The organism is Magnetococcales bacterium (genome assembly GCA_015232395.1).
Classification (GTDB): Bacteria; Pseudomonadota; Magnetococcia; order Magnetococcales; family JADFZT01; genus JADFZT01.
In genome coordinates this window covers 1-22,698 of sequence record JADFZT010000027.1, presented here as the reverse complement: position 1 = coordinate 22,698, position 22,698 = coordinate 1, and the positions used below count along the sequence as shown (strand labels likewise).

Sequence of the window (22,698 nt, the reverse complement as noted above, 5' to 3'; positions counted from 1 at the left end):
AAGGGGGAGGCTCTCATGGGCAGTGGTCGTCGATCAGATGGTCCAGCTCTGCCACCATTCCCTTGACGCAGCGGCCATCCATCCAGGTCATGATGGAGCCGGTCACCTCTTTTTCGACGATGGCAAAATCCACCCGGAGGGTGAGGAGTTGGGCCTCTGGATCAGGTGTGGTGGCTAAATCGCTCTCTTCAGTTTTGGTGAGGGGCAGATGATCCAGCAGGGATTGGGGCTCCCCTTTTAAATAACGGGGGGGATCGCTGTCGATATCCGACTGCAAAAAGGCGCTTAACGAACTGGTGCAGGTGTAGAGTAGCACATCCCCCACCTGCTCCATCGCTTCAACCTCCACCTGGTCGACCATATCAGCTGGAATGGGCGTGCCGTAGAGTAGATCCAAAAAGTGCCCCACATCCTGATAGCGCATCAGCAGCACCGCCATCCCCGGCAGGATCTCTTCCGAGGAAAATTCAAAACGGTAGGGCATGGCCACCAGACCCACAGAGGCTCCGGCCAGGGAGCCCAGGTGCTTGGCCACTTCCTTGGGAGCAGCCCAATCCAGGCAGGGAACCGAAATGGAAACTTCGGCATCCACCATTTCACTCAGGGTGGAGGCAGCCCGTCCCAGGCTCAGGTTGAAAAGCTCCTTGAGCGCATCCTCTTCCATTTCATCCAGTTTCAGCATCGCAGCATCACTCTCATCCCAAAGGCTGTGGACTTATAGCCATTCGAATCAAGAAATGGACATATGTCGTTGCACTTTTGCTGTCATTCCCGCGCATGCGGGAATCCAGGTTTGCCCAATGTGTCACGAAACGGGTCGGTGACGTCATTCCCGCGCATGCGGGAATCCAGGGTGTCTGGCATGAACCTTTCCAAATCTTGCACCCCTTTCAGTAAAAATCTGGCCTTTCTGAAGATTTTGTTTTTTCTTGAGGGCAATCATCAGCTCCCTGGATCCCCGCCTTCGCGGGGATGACGAGTCAGAGAAGAGTGTCCAATTCTATAGGTAGGCCTGCTATAACATATTGAGAGAGTCGGAGTGTCATGGCAGTTTCCGTACCTTGCGCCAGGTTCCCACACCCGGCGACGAGGGGGGAGGGGGGCAGTCATCGCCCGTTGGTCCTGAGGTGTTCTTCCCAGTTTTCCAATATGATGCGATGGGTTTCAGTCAGAGGGGTTTCCTTGCGGATATAATATTCAGCACCCGCCAGGAGGCATTCATCCCAAAGTTCAGCCTGGAATTCACTGGTCAGCATGATCACGAAGGCTTTGGGGTCCGCCTTCAAAATACCCTTTAACCCGTGAATACCGTTCATCACCGGCATGTTGATATCCATCAAGGTGATGTCAGGCTTCAGGGTTTTGAAGAGGGCGATTCCCTCCTGGCCATTTTCTCCCTCACCAACCACCTCAAAGCCCTTCTTCTCAAAGGCTTTGCGATACATGAGCCTGAGGGGGGCATCATCCTCTACCAGCAATAAGCGTATTTTTGGGTCTGCCATGCTTCATTCTCCTAATCAACCTGTCCCTGATTATCAGGCAAAGTCAGATAAACGCTGAATGTGGATCCTTTTCCAGGCTGGCTTTCAACCTGGATTTCCCCCTGATGCGCGTCGATAATTTTTTTGACGATGGCAAGCCCCAATCCAGTGCTTTTTTCGTTGCCGGTGGGGCGTGCAGTCAGTTTTTGGAAGGTGCCGAAAAGTTTATCCCGCTCCGCCTCGTCAATGCCCGGCCCCTGATCCATGACCCGAAAAAAAAGCCGCCCTTGGGACTCTCCAACCAGAATGGTGACCTCGGAGCCGGGTGGTGAAAACTTGATGGCATTGCTGAGCAGATTGTCGATGACCTGGGCCAAGCGGTCGTAGTCAAAGGGGATGATCGGGGTGGCTTGCAGCCGGGCCTGGAGGGTGATGTTCTTTTTTTCCGCTGCAAACCCGATCAAGTCGATGCGATCCCTGGCCAGCTCCCGAAGATCTTCAGGGGTGGGGCTCAGATCGAAATGACCGCTTTCGATGACAGAAACATCAAGCAAATCATTGATAGTTCCCAGCATCTGCTGGCCCACCCGGTGGATGGTTTGCAGATAGCGGTTTCGGTCCGACTCCGCCAGATCCAGCTCCAACAGCAGTTCGCTCAAGCCGCAGATGGCGTTCAGGGGATTGCGCAGATCGTGGGCAGCCATGCCCAGGAAACGATTTTTAATCTGGTTCAGCTCCGTCAGGTGGTTTTTTTGCCGTTCAAAAATAAGATGATTACGGATGCGGGCCAAGACCACATCGGGGTTGAAGGGTTTGCGAATAAAATCCACCCCACCTGCCTGCAGCGCCCGGGTTTCATTTTCCACCCCGGATTTTCCGGTGATAAAAATGATCGGGATGTCTGCTGTAGTTGGCTCCTGTTTCAGTCGTTCACACACCTCAAAACCATCCATCCCGGGCATCATGATATCCAGGAGAATCAGATTTGGGGGTTTGTCGGAGTTGGCGCGTTTGAGAGCCTGTGCGCCGTTTTTGGCAACGACGGTTTTGTAGCGATCGGAGAGAAGTTCCACCAGGATATCGATGTTGGTTTTCTCATCATCGACGATCAAAATGCGGGGAATGGGCTCGCTCATGGCTGGTCTGTCGGGCATCCGGCTAAACTGGAGCCTTGAAAATCAAGGCGTTGGAAAAATCTTTCCAGATATATTACCACAGCCGGGATTTGAGGGATGGGTCTATTCATCTCGACACGGTGGTTGATCCAGGTATGGAAATGTTTTGTCCAGAGCGACCATCATCCAGGCATTGGCCGCGTCAGTCCAGGCAAACCATCTGGTTGCGGCCATTTTCCTTGGCCTGATAGAGCGCCTTGTCGGCGGCTTCCAGTAGTTCCTGGGGGGTCATCTCCCGGGTGGGAATGGTGGATGAAATGCCGATGCTGACCGAAACGAAGGGAGAGGTTTTGGATTTTCCATGGGGCGCTTTCAAATCCCGGACGCTCTGCAAAATTCTTCCCCCCACGGCAATGGCCCCTTCGTGATGGGTTTCCGGCAGGATACAGCTGAACTCCTCCCCCCCATAGCGCGCTGCGAGATCGACACAGCGCGGCATGGCCTGGTTAATGGCTTGGGCTACCTGACGCAGGCAGGTATCCCCCTGGCCGTGGCCATAATGGTCGTTATAGAGCTTGAAATGGTCGATATCCATCAAAATCACGGCAAAGGGCCGGCCAAACCGGCGGGAACGCTCCCACTCTTCCTGCAGCACCTGGTCAAAACGCCTGCGGTTGGGAATGCCGGTGAGGCCGTCCAGAATGGCCATCTGTTCCAGCATGTCCCCCCGGCGTTTGAGTTCGATGTGGGTCTTGACCCGGGCCAGCACCACTTTGGGGCTGAAGGGCTTGGCGATATAATCCACGGCACCGGTGTCAAAGCCTTTGGTTTCATCCGCCGCCGTCGCCTTGGCGGTGATAAAAATAATGGGGATGTCCCGGATGGCTGGTATCTCCTTGATCTGCCTGCACACCTCATAACCATCCAGACCCGGCATCATCACATCCAGTAGAATCAGATCCGGCAGGGGGGCTTTTTCCAGGCGTTTCATCGCCTGTTCCCCATTTTTGGCGGCAACGGTTTTGTAGTGGGGTTTCAGCAGGTCGATGAGAATGTCGAGATTGACCTTTTCATCATCAACGATGAGAATTTTGGGGCGTTCCTGGCTCCCTTGCCGGTCTGGCATGTTCAGTGTTTCAGTCATCTCATCCTGTCTTTGCGTCGCGCATAGGTTTTTAAAGAGTCCAGGATTTTCTGGCTCGATTTAAATTTTTAAATCCAGTTTTTCAACGATTTGACCTAAAATCGCTCCCGCTTCGTCGAATTCATATTCATCAATCAGGCTCTCCAGTTGATCGATTTGAGAGGTCAACTCGTTACCGCTTAGCAGTGTTTGAACCGGCCCGATCCACTCCAGAGCATCCGAATCCCCATCGTCGATCAGGGTTTTCAGGGTTTGGAGACAGGTGCTCAAGCGGTCGATATCCAGAGAAGGGGCGGGATTGGTCTGACTCTGGCGGGGGGGAGACTCTGCCAAGGGAGCTTCTGTTGCAGCGGCTGGTTTCACTTGATCAGATGGGGAGGTGGCGAGGGGAGAGAGGGCGATCAATATCCGGTTCAGAGCGACATCCAGACGCTCCAACAGGAGATTTAATTCTGGATTTTCTGGCTCCGTCACCCCTTGTTCCACAAGAGAGGCCGCCTGCTGGAGTTCCATCGCACCAATGGTGCCTGCCACGCCTTTCAAGGTGTGGGCCATACGTTGGGCGGTATCGGCAGCCCCTCGATCCAAGGCAGCGCGGATCTGTTTCAGGGTCTCCTGATTTCGATTGTGGATATCCCTCAACACCTTGAGATAAAGCTTGCGGTTGCCATTGACATTGAGCATCCCCGCTTCCATATCGATGCCGTCCAGGGAGGGGGGCAGGGCGGTCTCTTCCGGAGTGTCGGGCGGGTTGGCTGAATGTGATCGTGTGGTCGTGCTGGAACCCACTGGGAGTGGGGGTTCGAGAGCGGTGGAGCCTTTCCGACTCTTTTCGGGTTTGACGAAACGGGCAATGGTTTCCAGCATGGTCGGCGGGTGGATGGGTTTGCCGATGTGGTCGTTCATCCCCACTGCCAGACACTTTTCCCGGTCTCCAGCCATGGCGTTGGCGGTCATGGCGATGATGGGGAGATCCTTGAATCGCTCCTCAGCCCGGATGGCTTGGGTAGCGGCATAGCCATCCATCACCGGCATCTGCACATCCATCAGCACCCCGTCGAATGCTTGGGATTGCACTGCTGCCAGACCCTCTTGGCCGTTGTTGGCGATGGTGACGATCATCCCCACCTCTTCCAACAGCTCCCGGGCCACCTGCTGATTGATGTCGTTATCTTCCACCAGCAAAATGCGGGCTCCAGAGAGTGCCAGATTCTTCAGGCTTCCAGCGGTCAGGCCATCGGAAATGCGGCTCCGGGGGATCTCCTCACCCAGGGCCGTCATGACGGTTTCGAACATCAGAGAGAGATTGACCGGCTTGGTGAGGAAAAGGTCGATACCGGCGCCGGAGGCTGCGAGGAGGACATCCTCCCGGGAGTAGGCGGTCACCATGACGATCTTGGGGATCGTTACCTCCGGGAATCGCCGGGAGATTTCCTTGGCAGTCTTCACGCCATCCAATTCGCCCATCTTCCAATCGAGAAATACCAGTTTGAAGGGTTGGTTGTTGGTGTAAGAGCGCTCCAACTCAAAAAGGGCTTCCTCTCCGGAAGCCGCCAGGGTCACACGGAAGGAGAAGGATTCCAGGGTTTTTTGCAGAATTTCCCGGGAGATAAGGTTGTCGTCAGCCACCAAAACCCGCAAACCCACCAGCTTGACCGAAGGGAGGCGAAACCGACGACGGTCGTTGTCTTTTCTGGAAAAGAAGGCGGTAAAGTGAAAGGTGGAGCCTTCCCCGGGGGTGGAGTCCACCCACACCCGCCCATCCATCATTTCCACCAGGCGCTTACAGATGGTGAGCCCCAGCCCCGTGCCGCCAAAGCGCCGGGTGGTGGAAGAGTCTGCCTGGGAAAAAGCGGTAAAAAGCCGACCAACCTGCTCTTCGGTCATACCGATGCCGGTATCGCACACCTGAAAATGGAGGGCGACCCGAAAATCAGCCATCTCCCTGAGGTGGACCGACAGAACGATGTTGCCCTTTTGGGTAAACTTGACCGCATTGTTGGTCAGGTTGATCAAAACTTGACCCAGCCTCAGGGGATCACCGATCAGGTTCAGAGGCACCCCCTTGTCCACATGAAAACTGACCTCCAACCCTTTTTCATCGGACTTCATGGAGACCAGGTCGGCGACATTGTTGAGCACGTCATCCAGATGAAAGGGGACCGACTCCATGGAAAGCTTGCCAGCTTCGATTTTGGAAAAATCGAGGATATCGTTGATGATGCCCAGGAGCGAACGGGCTGAAAGGTGAATCTTGCTGATATAATCCCGCTGTTTGTCATCCAGATTGGTCTTGAGGGACAAGTGTGCCAGTCCGATGACGGCGTTCATGGGGGTGCGAATTTCGTGGCTCATATTGGCCAAAAAATCGCTTTTGGCTCGATTGGCTTCCTGGGCGGACTCTTTGGCGGATTGGAGTTCCCTGGCCTGATTGCGCAGCAGATTTTCCCGGGAGACGGTGTTGGTGATGTCCTGGATCTGAATGATGCAAAAGCGTTCCATGTCCTGGTTGCGGATCGCTTTGATCGTCACCATCTGGCTCATGCGGGAGCCGTCGGTGCTTTTTTCCGAGGCGGTATAGAGGGGAAAGGGGGTGGGGTTGAGGCGATGGGAGAGCATGGTGGGCAGCCCGGCATTCAGGGCGCTCTCAACAGCTCTGGCAATACGGGAATTGTCCAGCTCCGGAAAGATTGCCAGAAAAGGCCGACCCAACACCTCTTCCCGAGCCAGTTGAGAGCCCTTTTCCATCCATTCGTTCCAAAAAACGACATCCCTCTCCTGGTCCAGGAGAATGATGCCGACAGCATTGACCTCCAAAGCCCTCTGCAGCAATCTTTTGTCCAAATCACTCATGATTCCACATCTATCCCTTTGCTGCGGGCGCTCCCAAATATCAATCGGCGGATAAAAGCCTGAAGGATATTATAGTTCCGAGAGAATAACTTCCAGTTCCCGTTTTAATATTTCCATCGCTTTTTGAGTGAAGAGCAAGACCACAAAACCGCTCAGGGTGTGCTGTTTTTTTTCTTCATCGCTGGTCTTGAAATCCATCATCAACACAAAGGCCTGCTCTTTTTGGCCATCGGCCCCAGCCATGAGGGTTTGTCTTTGTTGGGCCAGGTGGGAGGTGACATCCAGGAGAAATCGGGAGCTGCCTTTTAAAAATTCAGCGGATTCAAACTCAAAATCCACCGTCATCATCTGGGTAAAGCTCTCCAGAAAGGCGTTCAGGATGACATTACCCACATCCAGCAGAGTCTCCTGTTCAATCTCCGTGAGCACTTCCAGAGGCATCTCTTCATTCAACAGGGTGCGCACCAACTCCAGGCTTTCGGCGCCGGGAAAAATCAAGAGGGCGGTTCCGGCCAGTTCGCCTTGGAAGTTTTGCCGCACGGCGACCAGCTTTTCCTCTTCGTTTTCAACCAGCATCTGCACCGCTTCTTCGTAAGGCACCACCTTGAGTTGGGGAAGGGAGAGGAGGACCTCGTTATCCACCATCTGGCTCAAGGAATCCGCTGCCATGCCCAGCCCCATGTTGAAAAACTCTTTCAGGGCATCCTCTTCCAACTCATTGAGTTTAAACATTGTTTTTTTCTCATTTGTGAGAGGTTGATGGATCGGCTGTAACATGTTCATGGCAGGGACAGCTTTTTTAAGGCAGTACCGATCTGTTTTTTCAGTTCAGCCAGTTTGGCCAGTTCCAGAAACAGCATCACATCACCATCGATTTCCCGCTCTGCCGTTTTAAAATGCAGACCCAACAGCAACACCGGATCCTGATCTTCAGAGAGGTTGCGCCGTTCCCGGTCAGCAGTCGACATCTCCTCTTCAGCTTGAGACTCGGCATCATTGCGCACCATCCTGACCAGAATGTCGGAGGTGCGATGCATGTGGACGACGGGAATGTCCGACTCCAATTCCGTGTCGAGCATGTTGGCGAGGCTGCCCAGACAGGCGTGAAGCACGATGTTGCCCAGTTCCGTCAGCACCTCCTCCTCGGGGATTTGGGAGTCGGTCAAAAATTCAGTCAAAGCGCGGCTGCTTTTTTCGGAGATAAATAAAAACGCATCCCCGGAAAAGAGGGTTTCATTTTCGGGACTGAAAAAGGTCTGGCGAATGGTGTGGGTCCGCTCATCGAAAAGAACGGCAAAATGGTCGATAACCGGGCGTTTTGGCTGGATGGAGAGGGAAGGGACCGTGACCAATATTTCCTCCCCCAGGAGTTCACTCAAGGCCGCAGAGCCCGCTCCCAGGCCGATGTTGAAGGCCTCGGTCAGCAGGTCACATTCCAGCTCAGTCAGGTCGGACATGGCGTTTCATCCTGATGGAAACAAAAACAGGGAAACCAGGCCTAAAAAATCCGGGGAGGTCAGGCAGTGGGCAGTATGGTTTTGATTTTATCCACGGAGACGGGCTTTTTGATGAAACCGATCCCCATGGATTCAGCCCGCATGCGCATGCGTTCCTGAATGTTGGCCGTCACCAGATGGATGACAACGTCGGTTTTTTGGGTCATCAATTTTTCAGCCAGCTCGATACCGTTCATGCCGGGCATGTTAAAATCGATCAGGGCCAGGTCCAGGCTGACCTCGGAAATTTTGTTCAGGGCCTCATCGCCGTTTTTGGCTTCGATGAGGTTCCATTCCTTAAAGTTGGTGGCAAAAATTTTGCGCACCATCATCCGTGCCAGACTACTGTCATCCACGATCATGGCGGTCTTCTTATCCATTCCACTCCTCCCTTATGGCGTTGCGGGCCATCTCTTTAAGCCCCGTTTTGATTGGTTTTCGATGCAAGTTGATTCTGCTTCAGGTCGTATCGACCGTCAATTGTCCAGATCTTTGATCAGCTCTGTCACACTCAAAAGAAAAGTGACCGATCCATCGGCAAGTACGGCCGTGCCTGACAGGATGGGGACATGGGCAAAAATTCGGTTCAGAGGTTTGATGACGAGGCTGGCCGGTTCCAAAATTTCGACCACTTCCAGACCAAAATGGACCTCTTCGGCGTGGAGGATCACCACATGGAGTTCGGATTTTTTGAGAATGCGTTCAAGCTCCCGGCTGCTGCTGCGCTGATGGCCTCTCCGGGCCAGGGCGCGCTCCAGGGGAATCAGGGGCAGGAGCTTATCCCGCACCTGGACCATGGGGGTTTGCATTTTGCCTTCGACATGTTTTCGAATATCCGGGCCAAAATAAGAGACCAGTTCGACGATGTTGCTTTGGGGCGCGGCATAGGTCTCCCCGCCACCGGTCACCAGCAGTACCGGCACGATGGCCATGGTTTGGGGAATGCGCAGGAGAAACCGGGAGCCTTGGCCCGGGGTGCTGAAGATGGTGAGATTGCCGCCGACCTTGTCGATGGCTGCCTGCACCACATCCATGCCGGTTCCCCGCCCGGATATTTTGCTCACCTCCTGGGCGGTGGAAAAGCCTGGGGCCATGATGAGCTTCAGCAGCTCGGGCTTGGCCATCTCTGCGGCCTCTTCAGGGCTGATCAACCCCTGGAAGATGGCTTTTTCCTTAACTTTGACCTCATTGATCCCTTGGCCGTCGTCGCGGATTTCGAGATGGATCTGGCCGTGTTTTTGTTCGGCGGAAAGCACGACGCTGCCAATGGGTGATTTGCCTTTCTCTACCCGGGTTTCCGGGGATTCAATTCCGTGATCCACGGCGTTGCGGATCAAGTGTCCCAACAGATCCTTGATGGAGAGGAGGACGTTGCGATCCACTTCGGTCTCTTCCCCCACCAACTCCAGGAGCACTTTTTTGCCGGTATCCACCGCCAGATCCCGAACCAGGCGATGGTAGCTGTCCCAGATCCGGCCGATGGGCTGCATTCGATATTGCAGCACATCCCCTTGCAGTTGATGGATCAGCTGTCCCATCCCTTCCAGATTTTGGTCCACCTGGTCGGGTCTGTTTTTGAGGGTATATTTGAGCTGATTGAAGGTGGCTCCCAGTTCGCCCACCTGGTTCATCAAGTCGTCCAGGCGGTCGATGGAGAGGCGGATGGATTCGAGCTTTGTTTGGGAGATAACGCCGCTGTTTTCAGTTCCGGATGGGGGGGATGGCAGAGCCGGATCCACCGCCATATCTTCCCCACCATCAGATGACTCGTCAGTCTCATCATGGGTTGGGTCGGATGAGAGGGCGTCATCGGGTGAGCCCAGATCCAATTCGGCGCCTTCTGGATCGGCTTCGCTGTGAAAGGGGCTTTCTGGATCGGCTTGGCCTTGAATTTGGGCGAGAGCTTCGATTTGCCGGGTAAAGTCCACCTCCCCTTCGGAACCGCTGGCGTGGATGGTTTCCAGGGTGGCCCGTACCGAATCGAGCACTTTCAGGAGGATGGAGCCGATTTGCTGGTTGATGGCAAGGCGATCTTCCCGGAGGAGATCAAGGAGGGTTTCGGCGGCGTGGGTCAGCTCTTCCAGAGCCTCGAACCCCATCATCCGGCAGTTGCCCTTGACGGTATGCATGTCCCGGAAGACGGAGTTGAGCTGTTCCCGGTTGCCCGGATCGCTCTCCAGATGCAGCAGCCCCTGCTCAATGCGCCCCAAAGCCTCTCGATTTTCCGAGAGGAACTCTTCCAGCAGCGCTTTTTGAGTCTCTTCGTCAAACATCATCGGAGGCCGCCAGTGGTTCTTTCGTAGCCTGGGTGAGCAGGTTATGAATCCATCCATCCACGTCGGATCAATGGTCACCCTTCAGGGTGCACATTGCCAGCGCATAAGTAAACATTTCGTCAACAGAAATATACGTCCAACGGCACTCATTTTCAACGGTCACTTCTCGATATCTCTTTACATGAATGATGTTCAGTAGATTGAATTTTACAGTCACGATTGCCCGTCATTCTCTACCGATCAAACGGGGAGTTTTGTCGATTAAACAGGGAACTCCATTGGCCTGACAGGGTGTTGGAGGTGGCAGATGGAGAGGGAATGCGGAAAATGAAGCCATCCCAGGGAGGTCGGGGCATTTTTCTGACGGCATCCAGATCAACCGGGTTGAAAAGTTCAGGAAATCAATGGGTATTCCCGGGCTTTGTTTTGTTACACCGAAAGCACTTGAACAAGTGATCCTGGCAGGTTTGGATCACCCCTTTGTGGTTCGTGATTGAAGTCCAGGGTGGGGTGTGCGGTGAGGTTTTGCATGATTTCAGAGATATAGCATTCGAATCAAGAACTGGACATATGCCGTTGCACTTTTGCTGTCATTCCCGCGAATGCGGGAATCCAGAGTGTCTGGCACGAACCTTTCCAAATTTTGTATCACTTTCAGCCAAACACAGGTCTTTCTTGAAGATTTGGTTTTTCCTTGAGGGTCATTATCAGCTCCCTGGATCCCCGCGTTCGCGGGGATGACGAGTCAGGAAAGAGTGTCCAATTTTGAGGTAGAACTGCTATAAGGAAACTACGGGCAAGACAGCTCCCACCATCCACCAGGCGAGTTGGTGCGAGACCCGCTACCCCTGGCCCCGCTCCCAGATCTCCCGCACCGTATCGGCCAGGGTCATGGGGTCGAAAGGTTTGGGGATCACATCCAGGGCACCCATCGCCTTGTACTCTCCCACCTCGTTGGGCTGGACCTTGGCGGTCATGAAGATCGCCGGGAGGTTTTCGTAGCCGGGGAGTGAGCGGATCGCTTTCAGGGCGGATGGGCCATCCATGGTGGGCATCATCACATCCAACAGCAGCAGGTCCGGTTGAAAATCCCCCACCGCATCCACCGCAATCTGGCCGTTATCGCAAATCTTGAGGGTAAATCCCCCCACCGCTTCCAAAGCCAAACCCGCTACTTCCTGTATGTCCGGCTCATCTTCTGCATATAAAATACGCTCCAGGGATTTGCTCATGCCGGGCGTTCTCCTTGATTGTAAGTGTCGTCCATTCCAAACTTTGCCTAAAGTCAGGCTCAGGGGGCGTCAGGGCGTGTTGTCACCATTCCCGGACGATGGCGCTTTTTTTTGGAGCCATTTTTCGATGGTCTTCAACAAGGTCCCATTGGAGGTACGGGATTTAACCAGGGTGGTGCTGACCGTTTGGGCCAGCTCCGAGTCCACTTCACTACCGGAAAAAATCACCACCGGGGTCTCCCCAAAACGATCCCGCAGCCAGGGAAGCAGCTCCACACCCGAGCCGTCCGGCAGGGTGAGATCCAGCAAAATGAGATCATAGGGGCCAGCTTCCAGTTTTTCCCGGGCTTCGGCAAGTGAAAAAGCGCCCTCCACCTCTCCCACAGTCAACAACAGCGACTGCACCACCTCAAACAGCGAATGATCATCCTCAATGTGCAAAATCCGGCGTTTGGCCGTGTGCGCGCCACAGGCGTGGGCAATGGCCTGCTTGAGCCTACCGGCATCCAGGGGTTTGACCAACCAGTCCGTCACGTTGATGGCGTTGCCGTTCACCTCCTGCTTCATCTGATCCACCCAGGCGGAAACCACCACCACCGGTAGGTTCCGGGTAGCGGGCGCCTCTCGCAGCTCTTTGAGCAGGGCAAGCCCGTTTTGATCCGGCAGCATCAGATCGAGGGTCATGGCCTGATAGCTGTTTTTCCCCAGCAGCTCCCGGGCCTGGGCAGCGCTCATGGCGATGTCGGTTTCATAGCCGTCGTTGGCCAGCATCATGCCCAACGTCCGGGCAATATCCGGTTCATCTTCACAGATCAACACCCGTGCCAGGGGGTGGGTGAGAGGTTTGGAGAGGTGGGAGCCGGAGGAAGGGGGGGGGCAAAATTCCGGCAGCGAAAAATAAAAGGTGGTGCCACGACCAGGTTCGGTATCAAAACCAATGTTCCCCCCCATGCGTTCGACGATCACCTTGCTGATGGAAAGCCCCAAACCCGTCCCACCGGTTTTGCGGGTATTACCCGCATCCGCCTGACTGAATTTTTGGAATAGTTTGTCCTGAAATGCTTCCGGAACCCCTTCACCGTAGTCCCGTACACTGACCTTGACCCAGCCTCCCTCCCGATGGATGGCAATGTCCACCGAGGCCCCTTTGGGGGAAAACTTGACGGCGTTGGAAAGCAGATTGGCCATCACCTGGGCCAATCGATCCTCATCCACGCTGACCTGAGCATCAGTGAGATCTTCCTGGAGAGTGAGGCTGACACCGTGTTTGTCCCCATAGGCCTGGTTGGACTCCAGGGCGTGGTGGATCAGGGGAGAGAGCGCCAGTACCTCCAGTTTGAAGGTCATCTTCCCCGCTTCGATCTTTTCCAGATCGAGAATATCGTTGATGAGCCGTACCAGACGATCACAGTTGCGGTGGGCGACTTCCACCAGGGTGGTGACCTTGCTGGGCAGCTCTCCCCCCACCCCGCCCTTGATCAGCCCCAGGGAGCCTTGGATGGAGGTGAGGGGGGTGCGTAGTTCGTGGCTGACGGTGGAGACAAATTCACTCTTTAGCTTGTCGGCTTTTTTGCGTTCCGTCAGGTCGTGGAGAATGCCGGTAAAAATACGCCGTTGGGCCAGCTTGATATCGCTGACCGACAGTTCCAGGGGAATCAGCGTGCCGTCTGCTGCCAGTCCTTCCACTTCCCGGGACAAGCCCACAATCCGTGCTTGGCCGGATTCCCGGTAGCGTTGCAGGTAGAGATCGTGATTTTCGTGGTGGGGGGAGGGCATGAGCATCTTGATGTTTTGGCCGATCATCTCTTTTTCGGTATAGCCAAAAAGCCGACAGACTGCGAGATTGACCGATTCGATGAGGCCGAATTCATCGATGGTGATGATACAGTCAACCGCCGACTGTACAATCGCGGTGGTGCGGGATTCACTGTCTTTCAGCTGGGCGGTGCGCTCTTGAACCAGCTCTGCGATGCGGGAGGTGCGGCCTGTCAATATCAGTAGAAAAATGCCAAACAAGCCACTCACCACCAGCCCCCCTGTCATCACCAACCAGGGGTAGTCACTACTCATGCGGGAGGTGTAACGCTGATCAATGGAAAATTGCAGCACCCACTGGCGACCGGCCATGTCAAAAGGATGGTCAAATGAAAAACCGTCAAAGGCCACCGGCTCCTCAAAACCGACCTCATGGAGCAGGTCTTGGGACGCAGCCGGAGCACTTTTGTCCAGGAAGCGGATCTGAATATCCTCTCGCACCAGTTCTTCCAGAGCCGAGCGCATCATATCCTCAATACGGAAAACGCCCAGGGCAAACCCATGCAACTGTTTTCGGCGTTGATCGATGCTCTGGGGGGGGCTTTCTCCGGTGTAGATGGGCTGAAAAACCAGAAATCCATGCTTTTTCTGATTTTCCTGAACCAGGGTGATACGACCGCTGGCGACCATTTGACCACTGTCCCTAGCCAAATCAAGGGCCGCTTTACGGGTGGGATTGGAGGCGATGTCGAAACCCACCGCCTTTTCATTGCCAGGGAGAGGTTCAACATAATGGACCGGAAAATATTCCTCCCGTTTCAGGGCTGGCACCATCACCCCCTGGGCTTGTTGCTCCCGGATTTGGAATCCTGGAAACCCTTCACTGGAGGCCTTTTTCTCAAAAGCCAGGCGATCCTCATCCCGTACCCGGGGGATCCACTCCAGCGCCTGGATGCCCGGAAACATTTTAAAGGTGTCACTGGTGAAAACACGGAACTCCTCGGGATCGACATGGGTGGAGCTGGCGTAAAAACGTTCGATGGATTGAATGGATTGCAGATAACCTCGAAAGATGACTTCCAGGTTGTAGGCCAGGTGATCAGCCTGATTTTCAAAGGTCAGCCGGATACGGGTGTTTTCCCAGTCACTGACTCGAAAAAACAGGGTGGTCACCAGGGTCATCAGGACCAATAACGGTACCGCCACCGATACCCGGCGACTTCGCCAGATACGTTTCGGTTCCGCAACGAAACAGAAGATCAACACCGTGATCAAAATGATGCCCAAGGTATCTCCCACCCACCAGGTCCACCAGGTGGAGAAAAGATGGGCCGTGGGCACCGTACCAGAGCCCCAGAGAACCCCCGCACCAACGGTCGCGGCTATGAGGCAGCTGAGAGGGCCTGAGAGGAAAATAAAACGGATGATCTGTTTTTCATGGGCCAGGGGGGTGGGAAAGCCGACAAAGCGCCTGACCAGATAGGCGGAGACCAAGGCCTGTAGGGAGGAGCCCATGGCAATTCCCATGGCGACCAGGGTTCCCATCCCGGTGAGAGTGCCTCCCCCGGAGAGCGCTACCCAGAGATTCAAAAGGGTGGAGCCCAAAAACACCCCGGGCCAGCATCGCCACCCCCAGATCAAGAGAGCTGCCAAAGCGAGTCCCGAAGGGGGGAAAATCGCCGTCGCATAGCCCGGTGGAATGGCCAATTCCAGGCTTGCCTTGCCGATCAGGGCGTAAGCGATCGCCAACCAGGCAATTCGAACCAGAGGGAATCCCTCCGGGGTCGCAGATCGATCCCCGCTCTGACCTGGATGATCCCCTTGCGTCGTGTCAGGAGTGGTCATGATGTCGTCCATCCTTGGTTAAACCTAAATCCGGCAGTTGGGCGTACGTACATGCCCCCAGCCTCTTGATCCACCAAGCAAATCGGGAGAAAGTCTTGTGACCAATCAGGTGACAGCGATTTCTCCCAATTCACTATGCGAACCAATATTGTGCACCAGCCACACACGCCCAACTGCCGGATTTAGGTTAAAACAGGCCATCTTGGCGATACCTTTCTGACCCGGCCCATGGCTGACCGTGTCGGGATCAGGATCGATCCGGCTAACCCGCATTTCGATCACTTTATACTTTAGCTCATTGGAGGTCAGGGGTTAAACCTCCACCGTATAGAGAGTGGTGGTGCCGGTGATGCCTTTGAGCTGGGTGGTCTCCACCTCCCGCAGGGTAAATCGATCCCCCAGATGGTCTGCCATCGCCTGGCTGAAGAGAATGGGGGGGTTGGGGGGCTTGGAGCGGCCCTCAATGCGGGCGGCCAGGTTGACCGAGTGGCCGATAATGGTAAATTCCAGCCGGTCCGGACTGCCGATATAGCCTGCGACCACCTCTCCCAGATGAATGCCGATGCCGTTTTCAATGGGCGCTTCCCCCAGGTTGTGGCGCCCCCAGTTGAACTGTTCCAGGCGTTGTCGCATCTCCAGGGCCGCCGCCACCGCATCTCCCGGAAAATCTTCACGCCCCGGAGTCAAACCAAACACCGCCATCACCGCATCACCGATAAATTTATCCACCATCCCCCCATGGGCCTGGATGGCTGCGACCATTTCCAAAAAATAGCTGTTGAGCAGGCCGGTCAGGGCTTCCGGGGGCATCGTTTCCGACAGGGGGGTAAAGTGGCGGATATCTGCCATCAAAATCGCTACCTGTTGACGTTTGCCGCCGAGCTTGACAGCCCCCTCCAGGCCGGTCTGGGCATAGTTTTTGATAAAGGATTCGGCCACCTCCGGATTGACAAAACGGCCAAACGCTTCCCGAATGCGCTCCCGCTGGGCCAACCCCTGGGCCATCTCCTGGATCCCTGCCGCCACCCGCCCCAGTTCGTCCCCCCGGGTCAGATCCACCTCCACCTGAAAGTGGCCCATGGAGACATCTTCCACAACTTGAAGCAGATGGTCGCAATCCTTGCGCAGTGCGCGACCATAGAGCCAGGAGACGCTGAGCCCGGCCAGGACAAAAATGGTTCCCAGAAAAAGCACCTCAAAGGCCGCAGCCCGGTGGGTATACCCTTCATAGACGAAGCGAAAGCTCATGAGCACCATCATCATGGCCGGCACCAGGGTGAAGAGAAAAAAGCCCTCCATCAGGCGGCGGGCAATCCGCTCCATTCCCAAGGGGATGCCCCGTTTTTCCAGCGTGCGAAAATGATTTTCCAGGATCACATATTCCAGCTGGGAGAGGATGCCCGCTCCCAACCCCCAATAACCGGAGAGGAGCTTCAGGTGGCTGGCCCAGTGAAAACCGGGATAGAGTGTGCCGTGGAGGATTGAAGCGGCGATACCGGAGAGAAGCCAGGCGATCACCGAGCCATGAAATCCCTGTCGGGCGGGGTGGGTGTTGGGAAACCGGCGGGGCAGCCAGCGATAGAGCCACTCCCGGACAAAAATTTGAAAGATCCAGACCACCCCAAGCCCGGCGGCCACCCGCACCACCGTCAGGGTGTCGATGAAGGGGCAGACCACCTTGCCGTAAAAGGTGAGAAAAACCACCGCCAAGCCAGTCAGCCCATGTAACCAAAGCCGCTTTTTCAGATCCACATGGGCCAATGTCAGCCGATTCATGGGGCGCTCCCGATGGGGGTGCTCGATGATATGAGATGGCGCGACTGTTGGGGGTGATCCCGATTTTTCCCGGCAATCACCCTGGCGGGGCTCCACCCTCCTTTGGAATCCAGGGGAGGCGGTTGGGTTCCCGTCAGATCATAAAACGCCGTTAGGGCCATGGCTTTGGGGCCAAGAGGGGGGGCAGCCATAGGCCTGAAGGAATGGTAGCAGGAAGCGGTCATCATCAACATCCTTCTCCCATTAAAATGGCGTCAGCAGCTCAAAAATTCCCAGCCAATAGCGGCTGTAGAGGGTGGCGGCGATGGCATAGTCGTTGAAATAAACGAACAAAAAGCCCATGGAAGCGAACTGAAGGGTGAGGGCGGTTCTGACGGGCCTCAGCCAAAACAGCACGGCTTTGGGGGTTTTTAAATGCTTTTGCAGCCAGGCGACCAGGGTCATGCCGATGCCGTGGTGAATGGCCCAGGAAAACCAGGAAAGGTTGAAGGCGTGCCACAGGCCGATGGTCAGCATGGTGACGAAAAGGGGCGGGTAGGGGCTGCGAATTTGAATCATCAGAGGGAAAAAAATGTTTTGGAAGGCCCAGTCGGAGAGGGAAATGTGCCATCTCTTCCAGTAGTCCCGGAGGTTGGCGGCCAAAATGGGCCAGTTAAAGTTTTCCCGAATCCGGAATCCCAGCAAGCGGGAAAAACCGATGGCCATATCCGAATAGCTGGAAAAATCAATGTAGGCAAAGAGCAGCCCCACCAGGGCAAAGGCGGCGATTTTATCCAGGGAGGCCCCTTGGGGGTCAAAGATCAGATGATTGACCAGATTGTGGGTTTTATCCCCCCACATCCAGGACATGAAACTCCCCCCAGCCATCACCTTGTAGAGAAAGGCGTCGGCGATCACCACTTTTTTGAACAGGCCCAAAAAGATGCGGGACAGGCCGTAGGCATAGTCGTCGGCGGTGATTTTGGTGAGCCGTTTTTGATAAAAATCCCGAATATTTTCCACCGGGCCTGCCACCAGGGTGCCGGGGAAGAGGATGAAACAAAAAAATTCCCGCAGGGTGACCTCGCGATTTTGTCCGCGAAACCAACGCAGCAGGGTGTCCACCAGACGGATGATGAAATAGGAAATCCCCACCGGCATGAGGAGATTGAATCCCCCCGGATCGGCAAACACCCCATAGATGCCTGCCTTGCCATATTTAAAGAGCAGCAGAAAAGCGATCGCGGAGACAACCAGCACAAAGAGTCGCCCAAGCCCGCCACGGCCATCGTTCACCTGGTGGCGTAAAAGATAGAGCGCCAGGAGATAAACCAGCAAAATTCCGGTAAAGATCCCGTCATTCAAATACAGAAAGAGCACCGCTGCCCCGATCAGCCCCCATTGGGAGAGGCCGGGGCTCTGATGGGCCAGCAGAACGAAGAGCAGCAATCCCCCCATCCCTCCCGCCAGCCAACCCATGGCTCCAGGCTCAAAGAGGGTGCCTGAAAGGGTGGATTGGCGCTTGAATTTGACCAGGGTCCACTGAAAATATTGGATCGAGGCGCCCTTATTGGAGCTAAACAGGAGGGGGGACTCTTTGGTAGAGGTTTTGACCACCATACGGCAGGCGTGGAATCCGGCCTCGGCGGGTTTGCAGAGGGGGGAGGTGGGGCCCAGCTGAAATTTTTTCTGCCCTACCGTCACCTGGGCTTGGCCTTTGAGTTCCAGGGAGAGGGCGAGCTTGGGGAAAACCTGATGGTTGATAAAGGCGCTTGTCCTACTTCCCTTTCGATCCAGTTCAAAGGCGGCAGGCACAGGATGGGAAAGGGTCACCACATCGCTTGGGCTCTGCCCCAGCAGAATGGCCAGAACCAGCAACACCGACACCACCGTGATGGCGTAGGCCTTCCAGTTGATGGTGCTGCCCCTCATGGAGGTGCTCCCTGAGGGGTCTCATCTTTGATCTGGCTTGGGGGCTTGGGGGGTGCTCTCCCGTTTATTGCCCCGTTGTCAGTCGATCCGGTTCGGGCAGCTATTTCCCTCTTCACCACCTCCATAAAATCGGGCATGAACTTTTCCCGTCCGGAGCGGATCATGTGGGAGGAGTCATAAAAATCCGAGGCGGTGAGGCTCTCCACCTGGAAGGGGTGAAAGGGGGCTGGGAGTTGTGCCACTCGATCCAAAAACAGCTGACTCAATCCGGGGTTGCGGGTTTTTTTGTCCACATTGAAGCCGATATCCGCAGCCAGGCTTTTTTTCGGCAGCCGGTGGGTCAGCCATTGGGAAATCCGGGGATGGTTTTGGTGGCTGGAGGGGTGGTAGCCGGGCATGCCGTTGGGAAAGCCGGGATTGTAGGGCATGGTGAAGAGCACCACCCGAGCCCCTTTGGAGCGCAGATAGTCGATGGCGGTTTGGAAAAGCCGGATGGCCCGTTGGGCGGCTTCCTCCCTTATTTCAGCCGGGGAGGGTTTTTTGGCGGGCTCCCCATGAGCTGTTTTGGTCTCTTGGTTCTTCTTGGCCGCTGGAAAAACGTTTTTCGTCTTGTCTTCCAGCAGGTTGCGTTTATTTTGGTTGAAATCGGGGGGGCGGGGGGCTTCTGGCTCTGCTTTTGCCTGGGCTTCCTGTTCCAGGTTGAGGCTGATCTTGTTGCGGACCCATTGGATCGGATCGGCGAGGTAGGCTTTTTCACCGCCAAATTTATCAAACCGAATCGCCGGGGGGAGGGGTTTGCCCTGCCACTGCAGCAGTTGCCGGCGGGCAAAAATCCGTACCGCATCGTGAAAGCGGTAGAGCAGCTGGGAATATTTTCGGAATCGGCAGGCGAGGTCAAAACTTTCCCCGGTCAGCGCAAAATAGTCGTCGCTATAAAGGGTCGGGTGGCGGGTGACGTGGCAGTCGGTGTTGAGCCCCTGGGTGGAAAATTTGGAGGGAGCGGTGTGTAGAAAGACCACGCTGTTTTCGTTGATATCGAGATAAGTCAAAATTTGCAAGTAGGAGGCGATACTCTGAAAGCTGTAGCCCACCTCCAAAAACCTTACTTGCTCCCGGTAGCGCTGTTGATAGATCTCAGCCATCCTTTCGGAGGATGGAAATCCCTGCATCACCTGGGAGCCCCCCAGTATGATGACGTTGGCCTCTCCCCGGGGTTTGAAGCGATGCACCAGCCTCTCCACATGCCAGGCGCTGCGCAGGTGATCATCCGTGCGTTCGGCATAGGTGGTGATAAAGGGAAGGGCGACATGGGGCAGCAGGAGAATCCCCCCCAGAACCGTCGCCAGGGCAGCCAGCAGCGGAGGCAGGCTTGGCTTGAAAAAACCAAGCGGAAAGAGGCGTTGTGTCCGTTCGTGAAGGCGGGTTAACATGGCGTGGCACACGAGGAAAACCCATGCGCTATCTGGTTCATTATATCTTTTGGTTGACGATCATGGTCACGACGTTGGCTGTCCATATCCATTTTTTTGTACTGGCCGCGAGTGATCTGCAACTCTTTCGTTATGCCGCCTTTTGAGGTCGATTCCGTCACCGGATCCGAACCACTCCTGGGCCTTTCGGTGATGCCTGGGCGTTGTGGTGCTCTCTGACGCACCATCCAGGTTGGCCCGCAAATATTGGATTCTTAAGAGGATCCAATAAAAATTTTGGACCAGGACTCCCACCATGTCACGGAAAAATGTCACGATTCTTGGGGTTGTCGGCTCCCTGCGTAACGCCCGTTTCGGACGGGGCAGTGACGCTCTGGTCGAAGAGATTCAGGAGCTGAAGAGCCAGGAAGCGCTGGTGGACTATCTCAAGGAGCAGAGCGCCTTTCAGGTGGAGGCGTTTCTCGCAGCTGGTCGCAAAGAAAATCTCCCCTTCGACATGATCTACCGTAATTTACGAAAAAACCCTGGTGACAAAGGGCTTTCCAACTCCGAGGCGGGGTTGGCTGCGGCGTTGTGGGGGGCCTGCCAGGAAGGGGCCCGGATTCGACATGTGGGGCTGGCGTCGCACTTTCCCATGAGCGGTGAGCCGAAAAACATCGATCAACTCAAGCAGGTGGTGCTGGCGGCGGACGCTTTGTTGATTTCAGGCCCGGTCTATTTTGGCGACCGCTCCTCCCTGCTCCACGAATTTATCGAACTCCTTCGCCACGATCCCGATCTCAAACGTCACTGTCAGGGGCGGGTCTATGCCGGGGTGAGTGTCGGGGCCAAGCGCAATGGGGGCCAGGAAACCTCCCTGATCTATCAGATCATCGATCTATCCAACCTCAACATGCTGGCTCTGGGCAACTCCGCCGAAACCACCGCCCAATATGGCGGCACCCTGCAAGCGGGGGATGTGGGCACGGTGTGGAAGGACAGCTACGGCCTCAACACCGCCATCGGCAGCGGTAAGCGTCTGGCACGGGTGGCTGGTGCTTTGAGTGAGGGGGTCAAATGGCGCATGAAGGAGCCGGTGCGCGTGGGCATCTGGATCGTTCAGGATAGCGCCGATAAAAGGGGGCAGGCGTACGTTCAGCGCTATATCGAACAGTCAAAAAATGCGGACGTTGCCTTCGATGTGATTGATCTCACAGAAGAAAAGATCGCCCGATGTATCGCCTGTGACCTCTGCCCGACCCACCACGCCCCGGTAGAAGAGTATGCCTGTATCATCGGTGGCAAGGAGGATTTTTTTGTTCAGCACCATGCCAGGCTGGTTTCAGCCGATGCGGTGCTGCTCATGGCCTACAGCCCCATCGACCGGGCCCACGGCAAAAGCGTCTATCAGCGGTTTATCGAACGCACCCGCTACATTCGCCGGGGCCACTATATGCTTTCAGACCGGCTGGTGGCCCCCTTTGTGATCAGTGAGATCAACACCAACCAAAATCTGCACATCCGCATGCTCACCTCCCTGATTCGCCACCACGCCATTCTCCACCACCCCATCATCGGCTTGGAGCAAAACGGGGCGCTGCTGAATATGGATTACAGCCACCATCAGTTCGAGCTGTTTCTCCAAAGCGCCGTGCAAACCACCATCGCCCGAATTGGCGCCCAGGCCCAAAGGCCCGATACCCAATACAACCCCATCGGTTATGTGATCTCCCCTGAACGGGATCAGATGGATGCGGAGTCGGGGCGGCTGACTGCGTTGGCCCGGGAAAAGCGTGAAAACCAACAAGCTGAAAAAACCAGACGATTGGAGGCCCTGGAATGAATAATCCGGAAAGGTTTGAAGGTGATGTTTTGATCATTCTCGCGGATGAGTTTGGCCTGGAGGAGGATCATCCCCTGGATGGCCCCCTCTTTTCCAACGATCTGCTGGACTCCATGGATGTGTTGAAACTGATCAATCATCTGGAAAACCGCTTTGAAATCAAGCTTCCCACCTTTGAGGTCTCCTTGGAGATGCTGGACACCATCGAGCAGATTGCCAAGCTGGTCGCCAAGCGCAAGGGGAGTGGTTAAAGCTCGAATATAGATGGATTATTGACAATAATTTGATAAAATATTGTCAAAATGTTGCCAAGATGTGATGAAGCCGGATAAATGGGGGGATCTGATCCGCTTTTTATAGCCATTCGAATCAAGAATTGGATATATGCCGTTGCACTTTTTTCGTCATTCCCGCGAATGCGGGAATCCAGGGCGTCTGGCACGAAACCTTCCAAATATTGCTTCACTTTCAACAAAATACCGACCTTGCTGAAGATTTTATTTTTCCTTGAGGGTTATGATTATCTCTCTGGATCCCCGCCTTCGCGGGGATGACGAGTCAG

The 22,698-nt window shown here is 55.1% G+C and carries 16 protein-coding genes; 2 read left to right on the top strand and 14 right to left on the bottom strand.

The features are described from left to right. Positions 1-13 precede the first annotated feature (13 nt). The 14 genes from HQL52_09585 to HQL52_09520 all read right to left on the bottom strand — a co-directional run bounded on the left by HQL52_09585 (position 14) and on the right by HQL52_09520 (position 20,314). Positions 14-682 (bottom strand): chemotaxis protein CheC, encoded by a 669-nt coding sequence (locus tag HQL52_09585; GenBank protein MBF0369694.1) that lies wholly within the window; start codon positions 680-682, stop codon positions 14-16. A gap of 424 nt (positions 683-1,106) precedes the next feature. Then, the gene (locus HQL52_09580) at positions 1,107-1,502 is read right to left on the bottom strand and encodes a response regulator (protein MBF0369693.1); all 396 of its coding nucleotides are present in this window, start codon (positions 1,500-1,502) and stop codon (positions 1,107-1,109) included. A gap of 11 nt (positions 1,503-1,513) precedes the next feature. Further along, positions 1,514-2,635, bottom strand: coding sequence for a hybrid sensor histidine kinase/response regulator (locus tag HQL52_09575; protein MBF0369692.1), 1,122 nt, complete (start codon positions 2,633-2,635; stop codon positions 1,514-1,516). Between the two features lie 163 nt (positions 2,636-2,798). Beyond that, positions 2,799-3,722: a PleD family two-component system response regulator gene (locus HQL52_09570; GenBank protein ID MBF0369691.1), complete on the bottom strand. Its 924-nt coding sequence runs from the start codon at positions 3,720-3,722 to the stop codon at positions 2,799-2,801. Between the two features lie 78 nt (positions 3,723-3,800). Next, positions 3,801-6,593, bottom strand: coding sequence for a response regulator (locus HQL52_09565; protein ID MBF0369690.1), 2,793 nt, complete (start codon positions 6,591-6,593; stop codon positions 3,801-3,803). 69 nt (positions 6,594-6,662) lie between these two features. Next, positions 6,663-7,325: a hypothetical protein gene (locus HQL52_09560; protein MBF0369689.1), complete on the bottom strand. Its 663-nt coding sequence runs from the start codon at positions 7,323-7,325 to the stop codon at positions 6,663-6,665. A gap of 47 nt (positions 7,326-7,372) precedes the next feature. Beyond that, entirely contained in the window at positions 7,373-8,050 is a 678-nt protein-coding gene (locus HQL52_09555; protein ID MBF0369688.1) for a hypothetical protein, read from the bottom strand. A gap of 59 nt (positions 8,051-8,109) precedes the next feature. Then, complete coding sequence (locus HQL52_09550; protein MBF0369687.1) at positions 8,110-8,469, bottom strand: response regulator; 360 nt, start codon at positions 8,467-8,469, stop codon at positions 8,110-8,112. A 96-nt stretch (positions 8,470-8,565) separates the two neighbouring features. Then, positions 8,566-10,365, bottom strand: coding sequence for a chemotaxis protein CheA (locus HQL52_09545; protein MBF0369686.1), 1,800 nt, complete (start codon positions 10,363-10,365; stop codon positions 8,566-8,568). Between the two features lie 842 nt (positions 10,366-11,207). Then, positions 11,208-11,597, bottom strand: coding sequence for a response regulator (locus tag HQL52_09540; GenBank protein ID MBF0369685.1), 390 nt, complete (start codon positions 11,595-11,597; stop codon positions 11,208-11,210). A gap of 69 nt (positions 11,598-11,666) precedes the next feature. Next, a complete protein-coding gene (locus tag HQL52_09535; GenBank protein ID MBF0369684.1) occupies positions 11,667-15,197 on the bottom strand; it encodes a CHASE domain-containing protein in 3,531 nt (1,176 codons plus the stop codon). A gap of 312 nt (positions 15,198-15,509) precedes the next feature. Continuing rightward, positions 15,510-16,973: an adenylate/guanylate cyclase domain-containing protein gene (locus HQL52_09530; GenBank protein ID MBF0369683.1), complete on the bottom strand. Its 1,464-nt coding sequence runs from the start codon at positions 16,971-16,973 to the stop codon at positions 15,510-15,512. Positions 16,974-17,216: 243 nt separating this feature from the next. Beyond that, positions 17,217-18,884: a hypothetical protein gene (locus tag HQL52_09525; GenBank protein MBF0369682.1), complete on the bottom strand. Its 1,668-nt coding sequence runs from the start codon at positions 18,882-18,884 to the stop codon at positions 17,217-17,219. Continuing rightward, positions 18,881-20,314 (bottom strand): hypothetical protein, encoded by a 1,434-nt coding sequence (locus HQL52_09520; protein ID MBF0369681.1) that lies wholly within the window; start codon positions 20,312-20,314, stop codon positions 18,881-18,883. Before HQL52_09520 ends, HQL52_09525 begins: the two co-directional genes overlap by 4 nt. A gap of 295 nt (positions 20,315-20,609) precedes the next feature. On the opposite strand from HQL52_09520, the gene HQL52_09515 reads away from it, so the two are divergent. Continuing rightward, complete coding sequence (locus tag HQL52_09515) at positions 20,610-22,136, top strand: NAD(P)H-dependent oxidoreductase (GenBank protein ID MBF0369680.1); 1,527 nt, start codon at positions 20,610-20,612, stop codon at positions 22,134-22,136. After that, a complete protein-coding gene (locus HQL52_09510; GenBank protein MBF0369679.1) occupies positions 22,133-22,387 on the top strand; it encodes an acyl carrier protein in 255 nt (84 codons plus the stop codon). The genes HQL52_09515 and HQL52_09510 overlap by 4 nt, the downstream gene beginning before the upstream one ends. Positions 22,388-22,698 lie beyond the last annotated feature (311 nt).